General features: G+C 63.9%; 24 protein-coding genes and 1 tRNA gene. 19 read left to right on the forward strand and 6 right to left on the reverse strand.

Annotated features, from left to right (window positions below; genetic code table 11):
* Window positions 1–294 precede the first annotated feature (294 nt).
* The 3 genes from BXY53_RS02020 to BXY53_RS02030 all read left to right on the forward strand — a co-directional run bounded on the left by BXY53_RS02020 (window position 295) and on the right by BXY53_RS02030 (window position 2,899).
* Window positions 295–1,221, forward strand: a complete 927-nt coding sequence (locus BXY53_RS02020; protein ID WP_119060268.1) for an AEC family transporter — start codon at window positions 295–297, stop codon at window positions 1,219–1,221.
* A 121-nt stretch (window positions 1,222–1,342) separates the two neighbouring features.
* Window positions 1,343–1,972, forward strand: a complete 630-nt coding sequence (locus BXY53_RS02025; protein ID WP_119060269.1) for a glutathione S-transferase N-terminal domain-containing protein — start codon at window positions 1,343–1,345, stop codon at window positions 1,970–1,972.
* 15 nt (window positions 1,973–1,987) lie between these two features.
* Window positions 1,988–2,899, forward strand: coding sequence for a dihydrodipicolinate synthase family protein (locus BXY53_RS02030; RefSeq protein WP_119060270.1), 912 nt, complete (start codon window positions 1,988–1,990; stop codon window positions 2,897–2,899).
* Here the strand turns inward: BXY53_RS02030 and BXY53_RS02035 are convergent.
* Window positions 2,883–3,809 carry a methyltransferase domain-containing protein gene (locus BXY53_RS02035; protein ID WP_119060271.1) on the reverse strand — a complete coding sequence of 309 codons (927 nt, stop codon included), beginning with the start codon at window positions 3,807–3,809 and terminating at the stop codon, window positions 2,883–2,885. The genes BXY53_RS02030 and BXY53_RS02035 overlap by 17 nt on opposite strands.
* 51 nt (window positions 3,810–3,860) lie before the next feature.
* Here BXY53_RS02035 and BXY53_RS02040 point away from each other — a divergent pair, with 51 nt between their 5' ends.
* The 11 genes from BXY53_RS02040 to BXY53_RS02090 all read left to right on the forward strand — a co-directional run bounded on the left by BXY53_RS02040 (window position 3,861) and on the right by BXY53_RS02090 (window position 12,719).
* Window positions 3,861–4,643, forward strand: coding sequence for a ComF family protein (locus BXY53_RS02040; RefSeq protein WP_245410325.1), 783 nt, complete (start codon window positions 3,861–3,863; stop codon window positions 4,641–4,643).
* Between the two features lie 144 nt (window positions 4,644–4,787).
* A complete protein-coding gene (locus BXY53_RS02045) occupies window positions 4,788–5,351 on the forward strand; it encodes a NifU family protein (RefSeq protein ID WP_119060272.1) in 564 nt (187 codons plus the stop codon).
* A gap of 55 nt (window positions 5,352–5,406) precedes the next feature.
* A complete protein-coding gene (locus BXY53_RS02050; protein WP_119060273.1) occupies window positions 5,407–6,000 on the forward strand; it encodes a malonic semialdehyde reductase in 594 nt (197 codons plus the stop codon).
* A gap of 18 nt (window positions 6,001–6,018) precedes the next feature.
* Window positions 6,019–6,705: a tRNA (adenosine(37)-N6)-threonylcarbamoyltransferase complex dimerization subunit type 1 TsaB gene (tsaB, locus tag BXY53_RS02055; protein WP_119060274.1), complete on the forward strand. Its 687-nt coding sequence runs from the start codon at window positions 6,019–6,021 to the stop codon at window positions 6,703–6,705.
* The gene (locus BXY53_RS02060) at window positions 6,702–7,199 is read left to right on the forward strand and encodes a GNAT family N-acetyltransferase (RefSeq protein ID WP_119060275.1); all 498 of its coding nucleotides are present in this window, start codon (window positions 6,702–6,704) and stop codon (window positions 7,197–7,199) included. Before tsaB ends, BXY53_RS02060 begins: the two co-directional genes overlap by 4 nt.
* Window positions 7,200–7,228: 29 nt before the next feature.
* Window positions 7,229–7,708 carry a Fur family transcriptional regulator gene (locus BXY53_RS02065; RefSeq protein ID WP_119060276.1) on the forward strand — a complete coding sequence of 160 codons (480 nt, stop codon included), beginning with the start codon at window positions 7,229–7,231 and terminating at the stop codon, window positions 7,706–7,708.
* Between the two features lie 33 nt (window positions 7,709–7,741).
* Entirely contained in the window at window positions 7,742–8,536 is a 795-nt protein-coding gene (olsA, locus tag BXY53_RS02070) for a lyso-ornithine lipid O-acyltransferase (protein WP_119060277.1), read from the forward strand.
* Between the two features lie 80 nt (window positions 8,537–8,616).
* Window positions 8,617–9,978 carry a tRNA (N6-isopentenyl adenosine(37)-C2)-methylthiotransferase MiaB gene (gene miaB, locus BXY53_RS02075; RefSeq protein WP_280985244.1) on the forward strand — a complete coding sequence of 454 codons (1,362 nt, stop codon included), beginning with the start codon at window positions 8,617–8,619 and terminating at the stop codon, window positions 9,976–9,978.
* A gap of 85 nt (window positions 9,979–10,063) precedes the next feature.
* Window positions 10,064–11,086: a PhoH family protein gene (locus BXY53_RS02080; protein ID WP_119060278.1), complete on the forward strand. Its 1,023-nt coding sequence runs from the start codon at window positions 10,064–10,066 to the stop codon at window positions 11,084–11,086.
* 4 nt (window positions 11,087–11,090) lie between these two features.
* Window positions 11,091–11,645 (forward strand): rRNA maturation RNase YbeY, encoded by a 555-nt coding sequence (gene ybeY, locus BXY53_RS02085; RefSeq protein WP_119060279.1) that lies wholly within the window; start codon window positions 11,091–11,093, stop codon window positions 11,643–11,645.
* 21 nt (window positions 11,646–11,666) lie between these two features.
* Window positions 11,667–12,719: a hemolysin family protein gene (locus BXY53_RS02090; RefSeq protein WP_119060280.1), complete on the forward strand. Its 1,053-nt coding sequence runs from the start codon at window positions 11,667–11,669 to the stop codon at window positions 12,717–12,719.
* Window positions 12,720–12,746: 27 nt separating this feature from the next.
* On the opposite strand, the gene msrA is transcribed toward BXY53_RS02090, so the two are convergent.
* Window positions 12,747–13,397, reverse strand: coding sequence for a peptide-methionine (S)-S-oxide reductase MsrA (gene msrA / locus BXY53_RS02095; protein ID WP_119060281.1), 651 nt, complete (start codon window positions 13,395–13,397; stop codon window positions 12,747–12,749).
* A 148-nt stretch (window positions 13,398–13,545) separates the two neighbouring features.
* Between msrA and BXY53_RS02100 the strand changes: the two genes are divergently transcribed.
* A complete protein-coding gene (locus BXY53_RS02100; protein WP_119060282.1) occupies window positions 13,546–14,292 on the forward strand; it encodes a hypothetical protein in 747 nt (248 codons plus the stop codon).
* Between the two features lie 3 nt (window positions 14,293–14,295).
* Here the strand turns inward: BXY53_RS02100 and BXY53_RS02105 are convergent, their stop codons facing one another.
* On the reverse strand, window positions 14,296–14,610 hold the full coding sequence (locus BXY53_RS02105; RefSeq protein ID WP_119060283.1) for a hypothetical protein: 315 nt from the start codon (window positions 14,608–14,610) through the stop codon (window positions 14,296–14,298).
* Window positions 14,611–14,806: 196 nt separating this feature from the next.
* Here BXY53_RS02105 and BXY53_RS02110 point away from each other — a divergent pair.
* The 4 genes from BXY53_RS02110 to BXY53_RS02125 all read left to right on the forward strand — a co-directional run bounded on the left by BXY53_RS02110 (window position 14,807) and on the right by BXY53_RS02125 (window position 18,348).
* Window positions 14,807–14,896 (forward strand) — tRNA-Ser (locus BXY53_RS02110).
* Window positions 14,897–15,070: 174 nt separating this feature from the next.
* Window positions 15,071–15,340 (forward strand): hypothetical protein, encoded by a 270-nt coding sequence (locus BXY53_RS02115; RefSeq protein WP_119060284.1) that lies wholly within the window; start codon window positions 15,071–15,073, stop codon window positions 15,338–15,340.
* 184 nt (window positions 15,341–15,524) lie between these two features.
* Entirely contained in the window at window positions 15,525–17,012 is a 1,488-nt protein-coding gene (locus tag BXY53_RS02120; protein ID WP_119060285.1) for a TldD/PmbA family protein, read from the forward strand.
* Between the two features lies 1 nt (window position 17,013).
* Window positions 17,014–18,348: a TldD/PmbA family protein gene (locus BXY53_RS02125; protein WP_119060286.1), complete on the forward strand. Its 1,335-nt coding sequence runs from the start codon at window positions 17,014–17,016 to the stop codon at window positions 18,346–18,348.
* 85 nt (window positions 18,349–18,433) lie between these two features.
* On the opposite strand, the gene asnB is transcribed toward BXY53_RS02125, so the two are convergent.
* Genes asnB through BXY53_RS02140 form a run of 3 tightly spaced genes read right to left on the reverse strand, consistent with a single transcriptional unit; the run spans window position 18,434 to window position 22,979 of the window.
* Window positions 18,434–20,422: an asparagine synthase (glutamine-hydrolyzing) gene (gene asnB / locus BXY53_RS02130; RefSeq protein ID WP_119060287.1), complete on the reverse strand. Its 1,989-nt coding sequence runs from the start codon at window positions 20,420–20,422 to the stop codon at window positions 18,434–18,436.
* Window positions 20,423–20,437: 15 nt separating this feature from the next.
* Window positions 20,438–21,808, reverse strand: a complete 1,371-nt coding sequence (locus BXY53_RS02135; RefSeq protein ID WP_147361471.1) for an O-antigen ligase family protein — start codon at window positions 21,806–21,808, stop codon at window positions 20,438–20,440.
* A gap of 46 nt (window positions 21,809–21,854) precedes the next feature.
* Window positions 21,855–22,979 (reverse strand): NAD-dependent epimerase/dehydratase family protein, encoded by a 1,125-nt coding sequence (locus tag BXY53_RS02140; RefSeq protein ID WP_245410327.1) that lies wholly within the window; start codon window positions 22,977–22,979, stop codon window positions 21,855–21,857.
* Window positions 22,980–23,232 lie beyond the last annotated feature (253 nt).

Here is a 23,232-nt window from a genome sequence, read left to right on the forward strand (position 1 = left end):
GCCGCATGATTTGGGGCGATGCTCCTGGCTGACTTGGCGCGAGGCCCCGGCCTCGCATTATACGCGATGATTTCTTTGCCGTCTTCGTCCGGCCGGCACTTTGGCTCGCGCGGTAGGGCGATCGGCAACTTTCCCTTGGGACGGTCGTCTCACACCGTCAGCGCATGGTGCATGGCAGGCGCGCGCCGGCCAAGGCTTCATTACGCATCAAATTCCACCTGCGAGCTTGACAGCCGCGCAGCAGCGGCCTGAATCCCCAGCGCGTGCTTTGCCTGACTCCAGCAGGACCGATCCTTGGCGATATTCACGGAAATCCTGACGGGCATTACCCTGCCTGTGCTCGTGCTTGCCGCGCTGGGCTGGTTCGCCCAGCGGCGGCTGGCTTTCGACCTCGACACGCTGTCCCGGCTGATGGTGAACGTTATCTTGCCGGCGGCGCTCATCCACTTCCTGACATCTGCGGAAATCCCGCTTATCGAGATCTGGCCGACGGCCTGGTTCGTGCTGCTGCAGTTCGCCGTGCACTATGTGATGGGCTATGGACTCGCGCTGATCCTCGGCCAGGGCGCGGAGATGCGGCATATGTTCGGCTGGCTGATCGCGTTTCCCAACAGCGGGAATTACGGCCTGCCGCTGATTGCTCTGACCTTTCCTTCCGACTTCCTGCTGCATCAGACCGTCGCCGTCAGCGCGCACATGGTGCTGGTCTCCACGGCAGGCATCTGGCTGATGGCGCGCGGCGGCCCGGACGGGCCGAGCGTGGCCAAGCTGCTGTTCGGCTCGCCCGTGCTCCCCGCCGTGGCGGCCGGACTGGCGCTCAAGGGCTTCGAGGTCAGTTTGCCGGTCGCGATTGCGACGCCGCTGGAGCTGATGGGCGATGCGCTTACGCCGATGGCGCTGTTCCTGCTGGGCGCGCAGCTGACGACCGTAACCACCGAGACCGCGCGCGGGCCGCTGGCGAGCACGGCGGCCATAAAGCTGCTCGCCGCGCCGGCCGTGACATGGGCGCTGGCGGTAGCGACGGGCTTTCCTGATGCGATGGTCGCCTTCTTCGTCGTCGGCACGGCGACGCCGACGGGCATCATGCTGGCAATCTTCGCCGCGCAGTACCGCGCGCAGCCGCAGTTCGTCTCCGCGATCGTGTTCTTCACGACCGTGCTCAGCGCGCTGACGGTGACGGGCTGGATTTTCGCGATGCGGCTCGCCGGGCTGATGCCGTAAAGCGCATTCCGAAAAGTGAGAACCGCTTTTCGGATCAAAGGCGCGCCAATAGAGCCGCTGGCCATCTTGCCCGCGCCCGTGTCATAACCCGCGCGAAACAGACGCACTCAGAGGACAGCACATGATCGACCTTTACACCTGGGCGACGCCGAACGGCCGGAAAGTGTCCATCGCGCTGGAAGAGATGGGCCTCGACTACAATGTCATCCCCATCAACATCGGCAAGGACGAGCAATTCTCGCCAGAGTTCCTTGAGGTCAGCCCCAACAACAAGATCCCCGCGATCCGCGATCATGACACCGGCCTGGCGCTCATGGAGTCCGGCGCGATCCTGATGTATCTGGCGGAGAAGACCGGGCAGTTCTGGCCCCAGGATTTCGAGGGCAAATGGCGCACGGTCGAATGGCTGATGTGGCAGATGGGCGGGCCCGGCCCGTTTCTCGGTCAGGTTCACCACTTCGTCAAGTTCAACCCTGGCGTGAGCGAATACGCCGAGCAGCGATACCTGAAGGAAGGCAAGCGGCTCTACAGCGTCCTTGACCGGCGGCTCGCGGAACGCGAATTCGTGGCGGACGTTTACACGATCGCGGACATGGCGATTTTCCCGTGGATTGCGCGCTTCGATTATCAGACGATCGATTTGGACGATTATCCGAACGTCAAGCGGTGGTACCTCACAATCGCGGAGCGCCCGGCCGTGAAGCGGGGCTACAACGTTCCGGAATCCAACCAGAAAATCCCGATGCCCTGACCACGAGGATGGAACATGGCCAATAATGATCAGATGAGCGGCGTGATCGCGCCGGTGGTCACGCCCTTCAATGACGAAGGCGCGGTCGACGAGGAGCGGTTTTATGAGCACGCCCACTGGCTGCTCTCGAATGGCTGCGACGCGCTCGCCCCCTTCGGCACCACCAGCGAGGCCAACTCGCTCGGCCAGACCGAGCGCAAGCAGCTTCTGCGCGGCCTGGTTGACAGCGGCATATCGCCGGATGACCTCATGCCCGGAACGGGGATGTGTTCGCTCGCGGACACGCTGACGCTCACGCGCCAGGCGGTGGAACTGGGCTGCCGCGGGGTACTTCTGCTGCCGCCTTTCTACTACAAGAACGTCAGCGACGATGGTCTTTTCCAATACGTCAGCGAGCTGATCGACCGGATGGAGAGCAGCACGCTGCACATTTATCTCTACCATATCCCGCCGGTGGCCCAGGTCGGATGGTCGGTCGATCTGGTGAAGCGGCTGGCAGACAAGTTTCCCGAGACAGTCGTTGGCCTGAAGGATTCCTCCGGCGACTGGTCCTACACGGAGGCGGTGCTGGAATCCGTCCCGGATTTCGCAGTGTTCTCCGGCAGCGAGGATTTCCTGCTGCAAAACAGGCGCGCGGGCGGCGCCGGCACGATCACGGCAATGGCCAATATCAACGCGCCGATGATCGCCGAGCTTTACGACAAATGGGAAGAGCCGGACGCCGGGGAGATACAGGCGCAGATTTCCAGAATCCGTGAGGTCATTCGCGACGCCGGAACCATTCCCGCGCTCAAGGCGGTTCTGGCGCATTATCGCGAGGCGCCCTCGCTCCGCACGGTTCGTCCGCCCCTGCTTTCCATGGGTGAAGCAGCCGCGACCAAGCTGATCCGCGCGCTGGACGAGGCGGGCTTCAGTCCGAGTTTCTGACTGGGCCGGGATTGGCCTTATCACCCGCGCTGTGCTCCTCGGTGCCGAGGGCATCGGCGAGCCGCGCCTGGGCTGAACCGGGGCGTAGTGGCTTCTGCTGGCTTTCGTGCGGTGCCCAACCGGTCAGCGTGATGATCTCGAAGGTCGCGGAAACGCGGCCGTCAGCGATGCCGTAATGATCCGCGTAAATCTCAGCCGCACGCATAAGCACATCCCGACGCAGCGGGCGGCTTGAACGCTCGCGCAGGGCGTTGACCGCGCCCATCCCGCGCAATTCATGCATCAGGGCGAAGGGCGTCTCATAGCTGACCTGCACGACATCCGTGTCACTCACCGGCAGGTTGAAGCCGGTGCGCTGCAGAAGCCCGCCAAAGTCGCGGACATCGGCCATGGGCGCCACGCGCGGCGCGGCGCCGCCGGTGATCTCGGTCTCCGCAGCCATCAGCGCGGCCCGAAGCTCCTGCAGAGTTGCCCCGCCCAGTAGCGCGCCAAGGAACAGGCCGTCCGGCTTGAGCGCACGGCGGATTTGGACCAGCGTTCCGGGGAGGTCGTTGGCGAACTGGAGCGCCAGCGCCGAGACCACCAGATCGAGCTTCTCGCCGCCGAAAGGCAGCATCTCCATGTCGGCGCGCACGCGCGGCGCCGGGCACTGGCGGAGTAGGGCGGGGCTCTCCTCGACGCTGATGACGGTACCTACGCTCTCCAGTTCGACGAGCGCGCGCGAAAGCACGCCATGGTGCGCGCCGACATTCACCGCGACTGGAAACGCGCGCTGGATCACCCCGAGTCTCTCGACGATGTCCTCCGCGGCGCGGTGGAGCAGGAAATCATGCGCTCCGATGCGCTGCGCCGCGCGGTTTCGCTGGCGGGCAAGCATCTTGCGGTCAAAGAGGTCTGACGGGCTGGTCATGGTTGCTCGGCCTGATATAGTCCGACTGTTTCGCGTGAGGGGTGAAAGACGTTGGCACTTCCGTCACATATTGAGCGCACGAGCGGTCTGCGAAGCTGGGCCGCCGCCGGCCTGCGCTATCTTGGCGATCTCGTGCTGCCGCCGGTGTGCATCGTCTGTCACGACCCGCTCGACCGGCACAATGCGCTGTGCCCGCGCTGCTGGAACGGGCTGCGCTTCATCCGCCCACCACTGTGCCACCGGCTCGGCCTTCCGCTGCCCTATGATGCCGGAGATCAGGCGGTGTCGTCCATGGCCCTGCGGCATCCACCCCTGTATGACCGTGCGCGTGCCGCGCTGGCCTTTGATGGTGTGGCGCGCGAGTTGATCCATGCCTTCAAGTACGCCGACAGGCATGAGGCGGTTCCCTTGTTCAGCCAATGGATGAGCGACGCCGGTCGCGCGCTCATCGCCGAAGCCGATGTGATTGCGCCGGTGCCGTTGCACCCCTGGCGGCTTTTGCGCCGGCGCTTCAACCAGTCGGCCGTGCTGGCCGGGCGGCTGGCGCGGGCGCATGACAAACCGATGGTCCTGGGCCTGAAACGCGTGCGCTACACACAGCAGCAAGTCGGTCTGGCCTTCGGCGAGCGACGCGCGAATGTGGAGGGGGCATTCCGCGTGCCGCCGGGACGGGCGCAGGCGCTGGCTGGCAAGCACGTTCTGCTCATTGATGACGTGATCACGACCGGCGCGACAGTCGAGGCCTGCGCGCTGGCGCTCAAGGATGCGGGGGCCACCGCAGTGGATGTCCTGGCTGTTGCCCGCGTCACTGATCTTGAGCGCCCGACCGCTTAGGGCGGCGATTTTTCCCGAAATTTGATCCAGCGCAATGCGCGGCGGGTTGCAATTCGCGCCCGGCAAGCCCAAACTGAGGTCAGATTATAAACGTTCTAAATCAGCCGGCGTGTTGGCCGGCGTCTGCCAACTTCGAGGTGTACGATGTTCATCCAGACCGAAGCGACTCCGAATCCGGCGACGCTCAAGTTCATTCCCGGCCGCGAGGTGCTTCCCTCCGGTACGCGCGACTTTCGCGATGCGTCCGAGGCGGCCGAGGTTTCGCCGCTCGCCGCGCGGCTATTCGACATTGACGGCGTGGAAGCCGTGTTCCTGGCGACCGACTTCATCTCGGTAAGCAAGCGCGACAGCGAGGACTGGCAGCATCTGCGCCCGGCCGTGCTCGGCGCGATCATGGAGCACTTCATGTCCGACGCGCCGGTTGTCACCGACGTGGAGGAGGAGCAGGCCGGCGACGAGAGCTACGCCGAAGAGGACGCCGACACGGTGAAGACCATCAAGGAGCTGCTCGAGACCCGCGTACGCCCCGCCGTGGCGCAGGACGGCGGCGACATCACGTTCCACGCCTATCGCGACGGTGTGGTGTATCTGCATATGCGCGGCGCCTGCGCTGGCTGCCCGTCCTCCACGGCGACGCTCCAGCAGGGGATTGAAAACCTGCTGCGCCATTTTGTCCCGGAGGTTCAGGCGGTTCGCCCGGTGATGTAAGCCGGTCGCGCCGATAGAATCGGCGTGCCACTCACACAAGGAGATCGGGGGAAGCATGGCTGAGCCACTGGATGACGCCGCGCTCGATCAGCTCTTTCGCGAGGCGCGGACGCATAATGCCTGGCACGACCGCGAGGTCACCGACGAGCAGCTCCACGCGATAATCAACCTCATGAAAATGGGGCCGACGAGCGCGAACTGCTCGCCCGCGCGGTTCGTCTTTGTCAAGTCGCATGAGGCCAAGGAGCGACTGAAGCCGCATCTGATGGGCAACAACCGCGACAAGACGATGGCCGCGCCGGTCTGCGCGATCATCGCGTGGGACACCCAGTTCTACGAGTATCAGCACAAGCTGTTCCCCCACGCGCCGGAATCCCGCGACTGGTTCACCGGCAGCGAAGAAGCAACGTTCATGAACGGCTTCCGCAATGGCACGCTGCAGGGCGGCTACTTCATCATGGCGGCGCGCGCACTGGGGCTGGACTGCGGCCCGATGTCGGGCTTTGACAATGACGGCGTGGACCGCGAATTCTTCCCGGACGGCCGCTACAAGTCGAATTTCCTCTGCAATATCGGCTATGGTGACGAGAGCGTGCTGTTCCCGCGGCTGCCGCGCTTCGAGTTCGATGAGATCGCAAGCATCATCTGACAATATCTGGAGGCGGGCATGACAATGCTCGCCTTCGACACCAGCATGGCGGCCTGCTCCGCGGCCGTCTGGCGTGATGGCGTCGTAGCCCGCCGCTTTCAGGCGATGAGCCGCGGGCATGCCGAGGCGCTTTTCCCGATGATCCGCGAGGTGATGACCGAGGCGGGCGTGAGCTTCGCTGATCTGCACGCGATCGCGGTGACGCGTGGACCGGGGAGTTTCACCGGCGTGCGCGTTGGAGTCGCGGCGGCACGCGGGCTGGCGCTGGCGGCGGACAAGCCCGTCATCGCAGCGACCAGTCTTGAGGTCATCGCGCATGGCGCAGCGTCCCGGTTGACGCCAGAACAGGCGCGCGAGCCGTTCGTTGTCGCGATGGATGCGCGTCGCGGCGAGCTTTATTGCCAGCAGTTCGCGGGTGGGCGCGCGGTGTCGGATGCGCAGGCGCTGTCGCCCGAGGATTGCGCCCGTACAATGCCGCATGAAGACTGCGTGGCAGTCGGCAGCGGCGCGCCGTTCCTCGCGCAGGCAGCCGGGCCTGACCGGCGCGTGATCGCGCTTCAGCCGGATATCCTCCCGGATGCGGCCGACCTCGCTGCCATCTGTGCCGACCGCGCGCCTGAGACTTCGCCGCTGTCGCCCCTTTATCTGCGTGCGCCGGATGCGAAGCCGCAGGATGGCTTTGCCGTGGCGCGCCTGGGCCGGTGAGGCACGTACGGGCGAAGGCGCCGCCCTTTACAATCGCGCCGCTCACCACAGCCGACGCGGCCGCGCTCGCCGCGCTTCACGCCTTGTCCTTCCCGCCCGGCTGGCCGGCGGCGGATTTTCGCAACTTTCTCAGCGAGGCCAGGGTCTTCGGCTTCGGCACGGGCGCTGATCCACTCAGTGGCTTTATCCTGTGCCGCGCGGTGGCCGACGAGGCGGAGGTGCTGACCTTCGGAGTGACGCCCGAGCGGCGCCGTCAGGGGCGCGGTCGACGCCTGCTCGCCGTCGCAATGGAAGAGGCGCGCCAGCGGGGCGCGCGGCACTTCTTCGTCGATGTCGCCGAGAATAACCTCGCCGCGCGCAACCTGTATGAAAAGACAGGGTTCTTTTGCGTGGGCCGGCGCGAAGGCTATTATCGCGGCGCAGGCGCCCCCAGCCTCGCGGGCACGGCGGCCCTTGTGCTACGCTGCGACTTGGACGATGCCGCGCCGCGGTAGGTTCGCAGCCATAGACTGTCGAGGGGAGAATGCCGGCCAAGCCGAAACGCCGGAGCCGTATTGAAGAGCTTTGCGAAGAAAAGGGCCTGCGCATGACCGGCCAGCGCAGAGTCATTGCGCGCGTTCTCTCCAACGCGACCGATCACCCGGATGTGGAGGAGGTCTATCGCCGCTCCAACGATATCGACGAGCGTATTTCGCTTGCTACAGTGTACCGCACCGTGCGGCTCTTCGAGGAGCAGGGGATCGTCGAGCGCCATGATTTCGGCGACGGCCGCGCGCGCTACGAGGAGGCCGAGGGCAGCCACCACGACCACCTGATCGACATGGACACCGGCCGGGTCATCGAATTTCGTGACGACGAGATCGAGCGCATTCAGGAGCGAGTGGCCCGCGAGCTTGGCTATCGACTGGTCGGCCACAGGATGGAGTTGTATGGCGTTCCGCTGGAGCGCGAGCCGGATCAGGACGAAAGCAGCGATCAGGAAGATGAGGAAGTCGATGCGTGACCCGGGCAGGGCATCCTTGGGAGGCGTGCGCTGATGGACCGGATTCGGGCGGCTCTCCTGCTGAGCGTCTTCTTCCTGATCACGCTTCTGCTCATCCCGGTGCAGTGGTTGCTGCTGAAGCTTGGCTCGCGCTGGAGCGAATGGCTTCCGCATTACTACCACCGCCTGATGTGCTGGTTGCTGGATGTGCGCGTACACATCACAGGCGAGATTTCGCACGGCCGTCCGGTGCTGCTGATCGCGAATCACATCTCCTGGCTGGACATCATCGTCATCAGCGCGGTCGCGCCGGTGCATTTCGTTGCCAAACGCGAGGTGGCGGACTGGCCGTTGTTTGGGTTGATGGCGAAGCTGCAGCGCACCGTATTCGTCGATCGCGAGCGGCGCACGACGGTGAAGGACACGGCGCACGAGATCGCCGAGCGCCTTGATGCGGGCGAGCGCATCGTCCTGTTCGCGGAGGGCACAAGCAGCGACGGCAACCAGATCCTGCCGTTCAAGAGTGCGCTCATCGGCGCGGCGGCGCTGGCCGCCGAGGAAGAGGGCGACGGTGCGGATGTCCAGACGTTGGCGCTGGCCTACACCCGCATGTATGGCCTGCCGATGGGGCGCGTCGCGCGGACGCATGTGGCGTGGTACGGCGACATGGACATGATGAGCCATGTCTGGGGCCTGCTGCGGCAGGGGCCGCTGGATGCGCAGGTGCGAATCGGCGCACCGCTGCGTCTGGAGAATGTGCGCGACCGCAAGAAGCTGGCTGCGATATCCGAGGCGCAAGTCCGGCGCAACTTCGCGGAATTGCTCACTGCGCGCGCGGCGGCGGAATAAGCTATTGCGCCGGGGCGCGGGCATTGCGATATGCTTGCAATCTCGGGGCGCAGAAACCGACCGGCACAGGGTGAGAACCATTGTCTGAGTGGCAGCATTCAACCGCGAACCGGAAGGTCTTTATCAAGACCTTCGGCTGTCAGATGAACGTCTACGACAGCGACCGTATGGCAGAGGCGCTTGCGCCGCTGGGCTATGCGCAGAGCGAGTCGATAGACGATGCCGATCTGGTCATCCTCAACACCTGTCATATCCGCGAGAAGGCCGCCGAAAAGGTCTATTCCGAGCTTGGGCGCGTGCGCGAAGCACGCGAACGCCGCCGCGAGGCGGGTGAAGGTGACACGCTGATCGCGGTGGCCGGCTGCGTCGCACAGGCCGAGGGGCAGGAGATCATCCGCCGCGCGCCCGCCGTTGATATCGTCGTCGGGGCGCAGAGCTATCACCGGCTGCCGGAGTTGCTGGGCCGGGCCGGCCGCGGCGAGAAGGTCGTCGAGACCGAATTCCCGGAAGAAGACAAGTTCGCCGAACTGCCCAAGCGCGCGGCGACGCGCCGGCCGAGCGCGTTCCTCACTGTGCAGGAAGGCTGTGACAAGTTCTGTACGTTCTGTGTCGTGCCGTACACGCGCGGGGCGGAGTTCTCACGCCCCGTGGAGGAGGTGCTGGCCGAGGCACGGCGTCTGGCCGACTTCGGTGTGCGCGAACTGACGGTTCTGGGCCAGAACGTCAACGCCTATCACGGCGAAGGCCCGGACGGGAAAGACTGGTCCCTTGCGCGGCTGATGCATGCGCTGGCGGAAATCCCGGGTATCGAGCGGCTTCGCTATACGACAAGCCACCCGCTCGACATGACGGATGATCTCTACGCCGCGCACCGTGACTTGCCGCAAATGATGCCTTATCTGCATCTTCCATTTCAGGCGGGCAGCGACCACATCTTGGCCAAGATGAACCGCCGCCATACGGCTGACGAATACCGCCGCGCGATCGACAAGCTGCGTGGAGCGCGACCGGATATTGCACTTTCGACGGATATTATCGTGGGCTTCCCGGGCGAAACTGACGCCGATTTCGAGGCCACAATGCAGCTAGTGCGCGAGATCGGCTTCGCCAGCGCCTTCTCGTTCAAGTACAGCAGCCGCCCAGGGACGCCCGCGGCCGAGATGGACGAGCAAGTGCCGGAGGACGTGAAGCTCGACCGGCTCCACACCCTGCAGGCGCTATTGGCGGAGCAGCAGCGGGCCTTCAACGATTCGATGGTGGGCCGGACGCTGCCGGTGTTGTTTGAAGCCAGCGGGCGCAATGCCGGTCAACTCACCGGACGTTCGCCGTATCTGCAGCCGGTTCATGTCGAGGCGCCGGCCGAGGCCGTCGGCCAGATCGTGGATGTGGAGATTACCCAAGCCGGCGCGAACAGTTTGAAAGGTGTCATAAAACCGCTGTGAAAGCCCGATACCGTCTTATCGAATCTGGCATGACGGACTGGGCGCCGACACATCAACAGCCCCGACGGAGAGGTCACCACCGCGCATGCCGCAACAGCGTTCGCCCTTGAAGGTACACCCGACGTTGCCGACGCAGGATCGTTTCCAACTGCATTTTGAAGACAACCGGCTTCTGGCTGCGCTGCTTGGCGAGTTCGACTCCCATCTCGTGATGATCGAGGACAAGCTGGGCATTGAGGCCGTCGCCCACGGGAATGTGGTGATGCTGGACGGCCCGACAGGCGCGTGCGAAGTGGCCCGGGACGTGCTCGAAGGGCTCTATTCGCGGCTGGAAGCGGGTGGACAGGTGAGCGCGGGCGATGTCGATGGCGCGCTGCGCCACGCGCGGGCAGGACGCCGCGCGAAGGAGGCGGCGCAGGCACCTGCGACCAGCAAGGCGCCCAGCAAGGACCGGCCGGGTGAGATCGCCACCCGCAAGCGTGTCATCACGGCACGCACGCCGGCGCAATCCGCCTACATCAATGCGCTTCAGAATTGCGATCTGGTTTTCGGCACTGGACCAGCGGGCACGGGCAAGACATACCTCGCAGTGGCGCATGCCGCGGCACTGCTGGAGCGTGGCGAGACCGAGCGACTGATTCTCTCGCGGCCGGCGGTGGAAGCGGGCGAGCGCCTCGGCTTCCTGCCCGGCGACATGCGCGAGAAGGTCGATCCTTATCTGCGCCCGCTTTACGACGCGCTTTACGACGTGCTGCCGCCGGAGCGCGTCCAGCGCGGCATGGAGACGGGCGTGATCGAGATCGCACCGCTGGCCTTCATGCGTGGACGGACGCTGAGCCACTCGGTCGTGATCCTCGACGAGGCACAGAACACGACAACCATGCAAATGAAGATGTTTTTGACTCGCCTCGGGGAAGGCAGCAAGATGATCGTCACGGGAGATCCCTCCCAGATCGATCTTCCGCCGGGCCAGACATCCGGTCTTGCCGAGGCGACGTCTGTTCTGGATGGTGTGGAAGGCATCGACCATATCGCCTTCACCAATCAGGACGTCGTGCGCAGCGAACTGGCCGCCCGGATCGTCGAGGCCTACAACAAAGCCCGATAGAGCGATGAGCGACGACCCGGACCCTGGGCAAAGATCGAGTGGCGCGGCGACGACGGATACCGCCGCTTCTGGTCACGCGATCGACGTTGTCTTACCCGAAGATCAATCCGAATGCGACGATACGCGCGCAATTGCCAATCGCCTGTGCGCCGCCGCAGAGATTGCGCTGGAGATGGCTGAGACCGGCCCCGGTGCGGTTACGGTCGTGCTGAGCAATGACGAAGAGGTGCGCGCGCTGAACCGGCATTTCCGTGGCGCCGACAAGCCCACCAACGTGCTGTCCTTCCCTGCAGAGTACACCGCGCCGGAGCCGGGCGCGCCGCCTTACCTGGGCGATGTGATTGTCGCGCGGGAGACAGTGGCACGCGAGGCCGGCGAGCAGGGCAAGAGCTTTCTGGACCATGCCACGCATCTGGTGGTCCACGGTGTGCTGCATCTTCTCGGCTATACGCATGACGCCGAGGACGATGCGGAACGCATGGAGGCGCTGGAGGTCGCGGCGCTCGAACGTCTCGGCCTGCCGGACCCCTACGCAGAGGCGACACTTGCGGAAACCTAACCAGTCCAGTTTAGACAGACGATGAGCGAGATTTCACAAGCGTCCCGCAACGGAAACGGGGCGCATACACAGCCCGAGGACGACAGTTCGGGGAACGGTGCAAATTTCTTTAGCCAGTTCGCGCAGCGGCTTGGCTTTGAAGGCGAGGAAGATCTGCGAACCCGGCTTGAACGCGCGCTGAAAGGCGAAACACGCGAAGCACAGGCCTTCGATCGGCAGGAACGGACCTGGCTGCTCAACACCCTCCGCTTCGGCGGCCTGCGCGTGGAGGACGTGATGGTGCCGCGCGCGGATATCGTCGCCATCGACGAAAGCGCGCCCCTGTCGGACCTGATCCGTCTGTTCCGCGAGGCCGGGCACTCCCGAATGCCGGTCTACCGCGAGACGCTGGATGCGCCGACCGGCATGATCCATATCAAGGACCTTCTAACCTGGATCGCCACACAGGCGGAAAAGGCAGCGCAACCCGCGGAGGGCAACGCGGCTGATGGACAGACCATGCAGCTTGGTGCCGTGGACCTGTCGCGGCCGATCCATTCTTCGCTTCTGGTGCGCGATGTGCTTTACGTGCCGCCGTCGATGCCCGTGGTCAGCCTGCTGCTACGGATGCAGAGCCAGCCGATCCATCTCGCCATCGTGGTCGATGAATACGGCGGCACCGACGGCCTTGTGACTATCGAGAACCTGATCGAGGAAATCGTCGGCAATATCGAGGACGAGCACGACACCAACGGGGATCTGGAGATCCGCGAGGCGACGGATGGCCTGATCGCATCGGCGCGTACGCCGATTGAGGACCTGGCCGAGCGGCTGGGCGTGGAGGAACTGGTCGCGCCCGAGCACGAGGACGAGGTCGACACGCTTGGCGGTCTGGTCTTCACGCTTTTGGGCCGCGTGCCGTTGCGCGGCGAGCTGGTGCCGCATCCGAGCGGGATCGAGTTCGAAGTGCTGGAGGCTGACCCGCGCCGGATCAAGAAGCTGAAAATCCACCTGAGAAAGGCGGACGAGGCCCGGCACGTAAAGCGCCACGCCGATATATCTGGCGCGACCGGCAGCGGCGAAAGCGAGTCCTAAGCCGCCCGGCGGTCGCGCGCGAACCGCTTACGCCTCGGCCATCGGGTAGGAGACGCCTGTCCCGCGAATGCCGCAATAGCCGGCGGGGTTCTTGGCCAGATACTGCTGGTGGTAGTCCTCCGCAAAGTAGAAGTCAGGCGCGGGGAGAATCTCGGTGGCGATCGGCCCCTGCCCGCGCGTCTTCAGCGCCTCGGCATAGGTCTCGCGCGAGGCCTCGGCTGCTTCCTTCTGCTCCGGCGTGGTGTAATAGATCGCAGAGCGGTACTGCGTGCCGACATCGTTGCCCTGGCGCATGACCTGCGTCGGATCGTGGCTCTCCCAGAACACCCGCAGAAGCTTCTGCAGCGAAACCTGTTGCGGGTCATAAGCAACGAGCACGACCTCGTTATGCCCGGTCATACCGGAGCAGACTTCCTCGTAGGTCGGGTTCGGCGTGTAGCCGGCGGCATACCCCACCGCCGTGACGTAGACGCCCGGGATCTGCCAGAACAGCCGCTCGGCCCCCCAGAAGCAGCCCATACCGAAAACGATCGTCTCGATCCCCTCAGGATAAGGCCCCTTGAGCGGCTTGCCGTTGACGAAATGGCGCTCGGCCGTCGGGATCGGGTCCCTGCGGCCCGGCAGCGCCTCCTCCGGCGCGGGCATCGTGAGCTTCTTGCGTGGCGTGAACAGTCCCATGACATCTCTCGCTGAACGTTGACTGGCCCTCTGAAGGTAATCCGCGCCCTCGCCCGTGCAAAGCGCGCGCCGTTCACTTTCGTGTTGACCAGCCCCGCCCCCCGGCGCAATTTGCTAACGCTTTGCCACTTGCGATGGAGACGGGGAGATGGCGCAAGCGACGGCGACTGGCGAGGTTCCGGCCTACACGCATGGGCGCGGACTGCGCGTCATTCTGAGTATCGGCTTTTTCCTGTTCCTGCTGTTCGCCGTCAATGCGGGGGCAGGAACGGTCTGGCTGGCCACGCACAATCTGCCGGGCACGGCGGCGATTTTTGCCGTGATGTTCATCCTCGGCCTTGTCATCCTGCTCTACATCGGCATTTTCCTGTTCGCCGCTTCCCACACGCGGCTGGAACTCGGCGAGGATGGCGCGCGCATGGTGCTGCCCAACTGGCGTGGGCCGATGCCCTTGTTCCCCTACACAGAGATCGAGATTCCTTATGACCAGATCGCGGCGGTCGAGACGCGCGGGGAAATCTACCGCTATCTCGTCATGCCAACGCTGATGCGCTCGGTCAGCATCCTGCGCAAGGACGGCGAGCGGTTCACGCTGGGCTATATTCGCGAAAACACGACCGACCCGGCTGTGCCGTTCAACGAGGTGGCTGAACGCATTGCCGAGCGGGCGGGCGTGAGCATCAACAAGCGCGGCGTTGTTGACTGCGGCAATCGCTTCCGCGTCATGGTCCAGGATGAGCCGAGCTGGGACTCGGCAGAATGCACGCCGGTCGACGTCGAAAAGGCCCGCAAGCGCGAGAAATGGCTCTGGATGCTGGCTTTCGCGGTGTTCGCGGTTGCCGTCATCGCGGCGATCGGCTTCCAGATTGCTGAGCTGTATATCCTGACGGGATAGATGTCAGTTGGTAAAGACGTCGAGCCGCTTGCGCCTGTCGCCCAGCAGATAGAGCAGAGCGCCCAGTCCGCCGACCACGATCCACGCCGGCAGTAGCAGGATCGTCGTGATCACCGGGTCCCAAAGAAACGGCGCCACGTGACGCTCAATCCCCGCCTGCGCCGCGTTCAGGCTTTCCGGGTGGATCGAATACCAGTGTTCGCCCAGCGAGGTGAACACGAGCGCGCCGTTGTCGGCCAGCATCCGCGTGCCGTCATAGACTAGCGCGACGACCGCGAGCAGCATCAGCCATACGCCGAGCACTCTCAGAATGAGCATGCCGAATCCCCTTCATTCGGCCGAGGTGAACCAATAACTATGAAGATGTGTACGCCTGCCCAGCGCCAGGTTCAAGGCCGCTGAGCAGGTCACCGGCGCAGACCGCTACCGGATCCAACGCGCGTCTTGTGTGAGCGCGCACCTTCGTTATATTGCAGGGCCTGCGCTGGAATGATTACCTTAGAGATGGCATCGCGGAGGGGTGGCCGAGTGGTCGAAGGCGCACGCCTGGAACGCGTGTAGGCGGGAAACCGTCTCGAGGGTTCGAATCCCTCTCCCTCCGCCATTTCGCATATCCGGACAACTGATCAAGCATCCTTCTCAGGCAGCTACGCATCGAACCCTGTCCGCCCTGTTTCGGGTTTGCCCGCGATTTTTTTCAGGGCTGCACGGACAACGCGCCGATAGTTTGTAAGAAATTCTTTCCGCTGGGTAGACGCTTGCGTTAGGATTCCGTCTTATGGTCACACTCGATTTGAACCGGCCGGATGAAATCGCCGCGTGCCGCGCCGCAGTGAGCGTCTATGTCCAGACATACTGGCGGGCCCGCATGGACGGTCCGGCCTACCAGGCCGCGGTCTCCGCCTATCAGGAGCATCGCCCGGACCTGTCCCTCGATGAGGTTCACGGCCGAACATCTTCTGCTATCGCCATGGCCGCAGAGGTCGATCCCGATGTGTTCTGGGGAAAGAGTTGGCGCCTGCCGCCGGGCAGTTTCAAGACCGGCTGAAACCTGGGCATCGGTAGCGCGCAGCGTGGCTCGTCCGGCCCCGCGCCACGGGCGGAAATGATGTGCGGCACTGGCATCAGTCGACGGCTCAGGCTAGCCTTGTGTGGTGTTGAGCCTGATGCATCCTGGATGTGAGGGGTGACGAGATCACCCGTCCCCGTATCATGCAGACAGTGGAAGGTTCATGACAGACGGCCTTCTTGACCGCAGCACCTGCGCAAATCTCGCGGATACCGCGCTTCGCAAGGCCCGGCTCGCAGCGGTCGATTACGCGGACATTCGCATCGGAACCAATCAGAGCGAGCTTCTCTTTGCCCGCGAGGACAAGCTGAAGGCTGTCAATACCGCGACAGAGACAGGGGTCGGCGTCCGGGTCCTTGTGAACGGTAGCTGGGGCTTTGCCGGCAGCAACATGGTCTCCGACACCGAGATCGGTCGGCTTGTCGATGCAGCCGTCGCGACCGCGCGCGCAACCGCGGTCATCCAGAAACGACCGATCGCGATCGAGGACCTGCCGAGCTACCAGGCGGAGTGGGCCATGCCCGTAGGTGTCGAGCCGTTCAGTGTTCCGACCGACGTAAAGGCCGATCATCTACTGGCGATCAATGACGCGGCGATGAAAGCTGGCGCCGACTATTGCGCGGCGACGTTCCAGTTCGTTCGCGAGCAGAAATTCTTCGCCAGCACGCGTGGCAGCGAGATTTGCCAGACGCGCGTTCGCAGCTATCCGTTCTTCCGCGCGACCGCCGTGGACAGGGATACCGGCCGGTTCGTGACCCGCGACAGCCTGGCTGCCGCGCGCGGCGCCGGCTGGGACTATGTTGAACGCTGTGATCTTGTTGACGAGGCCAGCAGGGCCGGCGCGGAAGTTCGTGAGAAGCTGCACGCCAAGCCCGTCGAGCCGGGCGCGTACGATGTGGTCATTGACCCGACCAACCTGTTTCTCACCATTCACGAAACTATCGGCCACAGCACGGAACTGGACCGGGCGCTGGGTTGGGAGGCGGATTTCGCCGGCACGTCCTTCCTGACGCCGGACAAGCTGGACACGCTGCAATTCGGCGCGCCGATGATGACGGTGATCGGCGAGCGGTCGCAGGACGAAGGGCTCGCCTCCGTCGCCTACGACGATGACGGCGTACGCACCGCCGGCCGGGAGTTTCCGGTCATCGAGAATGGTGTGTTCAAGAACTACCAGATGGCGATGGGACAAGCGCAGCTGATCGGCCGCGACGGGTCCAATGGCTGCGCCTACTGCGCCAGTCCGGCGGATTTCCCGATCCAGCGGATGCCGAACATTTCACTGCAGCCGAACCCGGAAGCATGCTCGCTCGATGACCTGATCGGCGGGGTCGAGCGCGGCATCTACATCAACGGCGCGGGAAGCTGGAGCATCGATCAGCAACGCGACAACTTCCAGTTCTCCGGCCAACTCTTCTACGAAATCCGCAACGGCAAGCTCGGGCCGATGCTGCGCGATGTCGCCTATCAGGGGCGCACGGTGCCGTTCTGGAATTCGCTCGACGGGCTGGGTGACCGCTCGACCTATTTTCTTGGCGGAACCTTCACCTGCGGCAAGGGACAGCCGATGCAGCCTGCGCCCGTATCGCATGGCGCCGTGCCCGGGCGCTTTCGCGGCGTGACGATCCTGAACACCGAACGGAAAGCCTGAGATGCTGCTGTCGCGCGAAGAGGTCGAGCGGATCACGTCACGCCGGCTCGCGGCGTCGCGCGCGGACGGCTGCATTGTCCATGTGAGCGGTAGCGACAAGGTCAATCTGCGCTTTGCCCGAAACAGCGCGACCTCGAACGGCGCACGAAGCGCCGTGGGCGTGACGATCACCTCGCAGTTCGGGCAGCGGTCTGGCTCCGCGACGGTGAACGGCCTCGATGAGGACGCGCTCGATGCCGCCCAGCGCCGCTCGGAAGAGATCGCGCGCAAAGCGCCGCCCGATCCGGAGCAGATGCCGCCGCCAAGCCCGCAGAGCTACGCGTCCAACGCCGCCTACGACACCGACACGGCCCAACTGGAGACCGCGCGGCTTGCCGAGGCCGCGCAGACGGCCATCGCCGCCGCCGAGGCCGGAGGCGTGGATGCAGCCGGGTATGCCGAGGCGGGCGGGCGCTTCCGCGCGGTCGCCAACAGCGCGGGGCTGTTCGCTTACGAGCGCGACAGCATCGCGGATTTTACCGTGACCGCGCGGCGCAAGGACGGAAGCTGGTCCGGCTGGGCCGGCGGCTCGGAGCATCGCTTCGATGCGCTCGATCCGGAGCAAATCGCCCGCGACGCCGTCGCCAAAGCCGCGCACGATGCGACGCCGCTTGACCTGGAGCCGGGCAAGTACACGGTGCTGCTGGAGCCGTCAGCGGCCGGGGAACTGCTGCGCTATCTGATGTGGGCGCTGGACGCCCGTGCGGTGGATGAGGGGCGAAGCTGGTTGAGCAGCGCGGCCGGCCAGTCGAAGATCGGGCAGCAGCTTCTGGATCCGAGCGTCACAATCACCTCCGACCCCGCCGATCCGCTCGCGCCCAGTCCGACCTTCGACCGCGAGGGCCTTCCCCATCAAGCCACGGTCTGGGTCGAGGACGGCGTCGTGAAGACCCTGGCGTGTTCGCGCTACTGGGCGCAGAGGACCGGGCGGGATGCCCGCCCCGCACCTGCCGCCCTGACGATGGCGGGCGGCTGGACATCGCTCCAAGACATGATCCGGGCGACCGCCCGCGGAATCCTCGTGACACGCGTGTGGTACACGAACATGCTCGATCCGCAGAGCCTGCTTCTCACCGGGCTCACGCGCGACGGCAATTTCCTCATCGAGAATGGCGAAATCGTCGGTCCGGTCCGCAACTTCCGCTTCAACGAAAGTCTGCTTTCGATGCTGTCCAACATCGAAGCCATCGGCCCGAGCGAGCGCATCCACGGCGGTGACCTCCACGGAGCGCCGGTGGCCGTGCCGGCGCTTCTCGTGAACAACTTCACCTTCTCCAGCCGCTCGGCAGGAATCTAGACAGCCGGCACAGTATCCAGCTTATAGTCAGTTAGGGGAACAAAGGGGGCAGCGGACGAGGCAGGCCAAATCAGCGCAGCAGCGCCTAGGCGATCGGCTCCTGCTGCAAGGACGGCTCGCATTGCGCGACGGTGCCATACTCCTCGTACCACGCCTGGAACATGAGCACGGTCCACAGCTTGTAAGCATGACGGCCGCGGCCCGCCAGGTGATCCTGCCAACATGTCCTGATCGCCTGCGCATCAAGCAGCCCCTGCCGTCTTATCATGTCGGGATTCAGCAAATCCTCTGCCCATGGGCGAAGCGGGCCGCGCAGCCATTCCCCCACCGGCACCGAAAATCCCTGCTTGGGCCGTTCTATCAGCTCGCGCGGCACATGCCGTTCGAGCCATTTGCGGAGCAGCCACTTACCCTTGCCGCCGCGCAGCCGCATCGCATAGGGCAGTGACCACGCATACGCGTAAAGACGCGGATCCAGCAAGGGTGCCCGGACTTCCAGAGAAACGGCCATTGACGCGCGATCCACCTTGGTCAGGATGTCATTCGGCAGGTACGACAACCCGTCCCGGAACATCATCTGTTCGGCGAAGTTCAGGCCCTGCGGTTGCCGGCCGGGATCGGTCAGGGGGATACGCGAAAAAACCGCGTCGAGGACGGGCGTCTGCGCGTCCGGCCACTTCGCCACCAGGTGATCGTAAATCTCCGCCGCGTCGGCCAGCGGCAACAGTTCCGCCAACTTGTAAAGACGTTCGCCGAACTGCGGGTGCTGCGGCACCAACCGGTTCCAGCGCTCGATGGAAACACGCTGGATTGCCCGGCTCATGGCTGCGCGGACTCGGCGGGGCAGCCACCCGATGCGCTGCCACAAGGCCGGGACGACATAGTGCCGCTGATAGCCGCCGAAAATCTCGTCACCGCCGTCGCCGGAAAGAGCGACCGTGACTTGCTGACGCGCGAACTGCGACACCATAAAGGTCGGGATCTGCGAGACATCGGCAAACGGTTCATCATAGATGGTAGGCAGGCGCGGAATGATATCGAGCGCCTCCTTTGGGGACATGTAATGCTCGTGATGTTCGGTCCCCAGATGCGCCGCGATTTCGCGGGCATGGACTGCCTCGTCAAAGCCTGTTTCCCTGAAGCCGATGGAGAACGTCTTGACCGGGCGCTCGGACTGGGACTGCATGGCCGTGACCACGGCGCTGGAATCGATCCCGCCTGACAGGAAAGCGCCCAAGGGGACGTCGGAGATCATGCGTTCTGCCGTGCACTGGCGGAGCAGACCGTCCAACCTGCCGATTGCCGCGTCGTCGCTCACCGGCTCTTGCTGAGCGCGCGCCTCTTGGACCACCTCCATCATGTCCCAGTAGGGTTCCATGAGGGCGCTGATATCGGCACCCGGCGCTATACGGCCGCCAGACAGATCCAGCGTCACACGGCAGCCCGGCAAAAGCTGCCAGGTGTTCTCGTAGATCGAAAACGGCGCCGGCATATCGCCATAGCGGGAATAAAGGGCCAGCGCCCGGCGTGAAATCGTTCCTTGAAAAGAGGGGTGTGCGCGGAGGGCCTTCAGTTCGGACGCGAACACGAGGTCACGGCCGGCCCAACCGACATAAAGGGGCTTCTTGCCCATCCTGTCGCGGACGAGATGCAGGACTTTCGCCTGCCGATCCCACAGGGCAAAGGCGAACATGCCGTTGAGTTTCTCCAGCGCGCGGTCGAGACCCCACCGCTCGAACGCGGCGAGCATGACCTCCGTATCCGAATGACCCCTGAACCGGACGGCCCCCGCTTCAAGCTCGGCCATCAGCGACGGGAAGTTGTAGATCTCGCCGTTATAGCTGATGACATAGCGCCCGCTGTGGGAGGCCTGGGGCTGATGGCCCTCCGCAGACAGGTCGATGATCGACAAGCGCCGGTGCGCCAGACAAAGTGGCCGTTCGGCCTCCTGCCAGACCCCCTCGTCATCCGGGCCGCGATGCGCCAGGCGGTTGGCCATGGCCATGGCGACCCGGCGCTGGACCAGCCGGTCCGTTGCAGGGGCGGCCGAGAAAATGCCGGCAATACCGCACATGGTTGCGAAACTTTCTTAATGACTGCCAGCGGACCGGCGGCCAGTCGCCTTCACTCGCCGCTTCCCACCGACGCCTTGCAAGCCGACTCGGGTCATCCGGAGGATGCGATCCTCCATGACCTTGGGGGGGCGAGGTGTCTGCCGGCGCAGCACGAGCGGACGCGCGTAACTCCCAAGAACCAGACTGAGCGTGAGAACGAACCAGACGATCGGATGTCGGAAGATAAAATGCGTCATGCTGAACGTGGCGACAGCGGCGAGCAGGGTCGGCAGGTATGTCAGGCCGATCGACATCGTCCCGGTGATTGCCTTGCCTCCCAGCCAGACCAGCGCGATAACGGCGAGCAGCCCGCCCTGAAGCATCACGTCCGCCAGGGTATTGTGCACCTCGAAGTTCGGATACGCCTCGTATCGTGGCTCGCGCAAATTCGCGGGGCGCATGAGATGCGGTCCGGGTCCGAGCCCGAGGAAGCCACTTTCGACACTGCGATCCAGCGCACGCATCAGCGCCTGGGACCGATACGCGACGTCTCGTTCGATGACTTTTGTCCGCGAGTCAACGGAGCGAAGGGTCTGGGTTTCGCTTGTCACGAGGCTGTAAACGAGAGGCGCCGACGCGAGGAGCATCGCGAGGCATGCGAGCACGCTCAGCATGCCAGCAGAGCTGCGGGTCCCGGCGCCGCTGGGCGTTCGCAGCCAATGCCATAGCCTGATGGCGGACAGGACGAGGAGGCCTGCCACCAGGGACAGCAGGAAGGTGTCGCTTTTGGTCAGCAAGCCTGCCATCAGCGGAAGCAGCGCGAGGCTGATAGCTGCGAGCTTCGCCGAACCGCTGGCAGCCGTTTCCAACAGGTGGAGCGACAGGAAGAAAAGGATCAGGCACAACAAGGCTAACTGATTTGCATTCGTGGTCCAGCCGCAGAGACGGTCATAATACCAGACCTCCAGGCCCCAGGTGGGCAGCGCGCCGAACGCTTGTGCCAACTGGACGCCAAGGCAGATCGACCCGAAGGCCGCGGCAAGCCATGCCGCGCGGTTCAGTCGCCTTGGCGCGTCATGCTGGATGGCGGCCATCAGGCTGATCGCGGCGACCAGCGCAAATGCGATCGTGTCGTGGCGCATCAGCGTGGGGTCGTTGCGCTCGCCGACAACGTACGCCGTTATCAGTCCCACGCACAGGCCGGCCGCGAACAGAGCCCAAAACGTCAGCAACCGCTGTGAAGCGGATGAGAGCGGTGCGTTCAGCCGGTGTGCGCTGCCGACGAGGCTTAAGAGCAGCCACAGGAGCAGCGATACTTCGCCCGGGCCGATCGGCGCGCCTGACACGCGTAATTGGGTAAATATCGCTGCGACCAATCCGATCGCGAGAAGGCCGTCCCGGATCACGCTTGTAGTCCCGTCACCGCGTTATCAGTTCCCATCTTCGACCCCTCTACGCCGTGGAGCGCAGCGCGTGCGCTTCCAGCCCCGGCAGTTCGTAATTTCCGTAGAACGTTCCGCGCGTTGAGACGTCGTCGAGCATATGGGCGGAGAGTGCCCAGATGATCTCGTCGATGCCTTGCTCGATCGACACAAGCGGTGTGAAGTGCAATTCGCGCTTGACCTTTTCAAAGTTCACGCGGTAATTGCGCCGGTCCTCGCTGTCAGGCTTGTAACTTACCCGCCGGCCGGGAAGCCGCTGGAGGATCCGGTCCACGATCTCCTGCTTTGTATGATTGTTGGCGTCGCCGCCACTATTGAAGACTTCGAAGGCGACACGGCCGACCGGGTAATCAAGTACGCGGGTGATCAGGCGCGCGAAATCCCGCACATGGCAGTAGGGTCGCCAGGTGTGTGCATCGAAAACGGAAAGCTCTCTGCCAAGGAAAAGGTCCCGCGTGAACTCATTGACCGTGAGGTCGAACCGCATCCGCGGTGAGAGACCGAAAGCGGTCGCGAAACGAAGGATCGTCGGCGCGTAATCCACCTGTCCTTCAAGCCCGAGGAGGAACTTCTCCGCGGCGACTTTGGAACGAGCATAACTCGAGAGTGGCTTCAGCTCGAAGTCTTCGGTGGCGATCTGATCGTCGCCGATGATCCCGTAATTCGAGCACGTGGATACGAAAATGACCTTGTTCAGGCCTCGCCCGTTCAGCGCGCGGATGCAAGTCTGGATCGCCTGATCGTTAACGCGCTCTGCGGCCCCCGGGAACTTCTTGGTGATCGGATCGCCGACGAGCCCGCCCAGAATAATGACATCTGTGATGCCGGCCAGCGCCTGCTGCATCGTTTCGGGGTCGCCCATATCGCCCAACATCAGCTCGTAACGGGGATGCGAGATGTATCCGAGGACGGACGCGCCGTTATGGTAGGCGAGACAGTCCAGGTTGCGGACAAATGCGCCGGCCGCGAGAAGATAGCTCGTCAGCGGCGCGCCGATATAGCCGGCGCCCCCTATGATCAGGATCCGCCTTTCAGGATCACCGCCTCGGGCCGCGCTGAACCGGCTCTGCTCCTCAGACAGTTCGGTCCGGATACCTGGCGGCAGCACCATCAATTCTGAGTGATCTATCAGCATAGGTTTTCCCTGATGTGTCCGTGTTTTCATAAGTGAAAATTGCGGAATGACAAATAAAACAGCCCATTAATTTTTGATTAATAATTTTGTATATGAAATACACAGTATGTGTAAGCAAAAATCAAATAATAAACAGAACAACGATATCAAAACGTCTTGTGGAAAGCTAGTCGGTCAAGCTTGTGCGGTGAATGCCGCGTTTACGGACAGCTTAAAGAACGAAGAAAAATAAGGTGCCTTCGCGATCCGTCGA

It is taken from the genome of Dichotomicrobium thermohalophilum (assembly GCF_003550175.1).
GTDB classification, from domain to species: domain Bacteria; phylum Pseudomonadota; class Alphaproteobacteria; order Rhizobiales; family Rhodomicrobiaceae; genus Dichotomicrobium; species Dichotomicrobium thermohalophilum.

Excerpts from the sequence above, each read along its gene's own strand:
- BXY53_RS02100 (WP_119060282.1), top strand. The coding sequence starts at position 13,546 with ATGGCGCAAGCGACGGCGACTGGCGAGGTTCCGGCCTACACGCATGGG.
- asnB (WP_119060287.1), bottom strand. The coding sequence starts at position 20,422 with ATGTGCGGTATTGCCGGCATTTTCTCGGCCGCCCCTGCAACGGACCGG.
- msrA (WP_119060281.1), bottom strand. The coding sequence starts at position 13,397 with ATGGGACTGTTCACGCCACGCAAGAAGCTCACGATGCCCGCGCCGGAG.
- BXY53_RS02050 (WP_119060273.1), top strand. The coding sequence starts at position 5,407 with ATGGCTGAGCCACTGGATGACGCCGCGCTCGATCAGCTCTTTCGCGAG.
- BXY53_RS02125 (WP_119060286.1), top strand. The coding sequence starts at position 17,014 with ATGCTGCTGTCGCGCGAAGAGGTCGAGCGGATCACGTCACGCCGGCTC.
- BXY53_RS02140 (WP_245410327.1), bottom strand. The coding sequence starts at position 22,979 with ATGCTGATAGATCACTCAGAATTGATGGTGCTGCCGCCAGGTATCCGG.
- BXY53_RS02120 (WP_119060285.1), top strand. The coding sequence starts at position 15,525 with ATGACAGACGGCCTTCTTGACCGCAGCACCTGCGCAAATCTCGCGGAT.
- BXY53_RS02105 (WP_119060283.1), bottom strand. The coding sequence starts at position 14,610 with ATGCTCATTCTGAGAGTGCTCGGCGTATGGCTGATGCTGCTCGCGGTC.
- ybeY (WP_119060279.1), top strand. The coding sequence starts at position 11,091 with ATGAGCGACGACCCGGACCCTGGGCAAAGATCGAGTGGCGCGGCGACG.
- BXY53_RS02090 (WP_119060280.1), top strand. The coding sequence starts at position 11,667 with ATGAGCGAGATTTCACAAGCGTCCCGCAACGGAAACGGGGCGCATACA.
- tsaB (WP_119060274.1), top strand. The coding sequence starts at position 6,019 with ATGACAATGCTCGCCTTCGACACCAGCATGGCGGCCTGCTCCGCGGCC.
- BXY53_RS02115 (WP_119060284.1), top strand. The coding sequence starts at position 15,071 with ATGGTCACACTCGATTTGAACCGGCCGGATGAAATCGCCGCGTGCCGC.
- BXY53_RS02065 (WP_119060276.1), top strand. The coding sequence starts at position 7,229 with ATGCCGGCCAAGCCGAAACGCCGGAGCCGTATTGAAGAGCTTTGCGAA.
- BXY53_RS02045 (WP_119060272.1), top strand. The coding sequence starts at position 4,788 with ATGTTCATCCAGACCGAAGCGACTCCGAATCCGGCGACGCTCAAGTTC.
- olsA (WP_119060277.1), top strand. The coding sequence starts at position 7,742 with ATGGACCGGATTCGGGCGGCTCTCCTGCTGAGCGTCTTCTTCCTGATC.
- BXY53_RS02035 (WP_119060271.1), bottom strand. The coding sequence starts at position 3,809 with ATGACCAGCCCGTCAGACCTCTTTGACCGCAAGATGCTTGCCCGCCAG.
- BXY53_RS02030 (WP_119060270.1), top strand. The coding sequence starts at position 1,988 with ATGGCCAATAATGATCAGATGAGCGGCGTGATCGCGCCGGTGGTCACG.
- BXY53_RS02080 (WP_119060278.1), top strand. The coding sequence starts at position 10,064 with ATGCCGCAACAGCGTTCGCCCTTGAAGGTACACCCGACGTTGCCGACG.
- BXY53_RS02025 (WP_119060269.1), top strand. The coding sequence starts at position 1,343 with ATGATCGACCTTTACACCTGGGCGACGCCGAACGGCCGGAAAGTGTCC.